Consider the following 479-nt stretch of genomic DNA (forward strand, 5'->3'; position numbering starts at 1 on the left):
ATCTCCGACCCTCAGTTTGTGGGGTACTGGAAACTTATTGTAGCAGATAGAAATCAATATTTGACTTGTCATAGTGTCCGACTATGACAATTACATTGTCGTCGGTCCTGCGGAGCTTCAAAGATACCAGTCTGCAAGCTCCTGAAAGGCGTCCTGATTAGCTTCGAAGTATTCGGAATCCGGAACCTCAATAGGAGGCTCATCAAGCTCTACGGGGTCTTGTAGACGCTCTATGTCGAGAACCTTTGACAGCATCCCATCTTCTAAGACGCTACCCCCACCTCTACCCATGTGAGATATCGTGTAAGTGTCAAGCATATATGCTTTTGCGGAATCATCCACCGCATTGATATCCCTGTTGCCAAGCTCCCACGAACCACGCAACGCAAACAGATTACGCCCCGTTAGAGCATCGCATCCAATTTTTTGGAGTTTTTCGATAACCTGCTGATGGTGTCGCTTAGAGACAACTTCAATGC

The 479-nt window shown here is 47.0% G+C and carries 1 protein-coding gene; it reads right to left on the reverse strand.

The genetic code is table 11. From position 1 onward, the window contains the following. Positions 1-117: 117 nt before the first annotated feature. Positions 118-479 (reverse strand): hypothetical protein (locus KP705_RS17315; RefSeq protein ID WP_215765171.1); only part of this gene is annotated, 362 nt, incomplete at its 5' end.

Source organism: Gluconobacter sp. P1D12_c (genome assembly GCF_018812105.1).
Classification (GTDB): domain Bacteria; phylum Pseudomonadota; class Alphaproteobacteria; order Acetobacterales; family Acetobacteraceae; genus Gluconobacter; species Gluconobacter oxydans_A.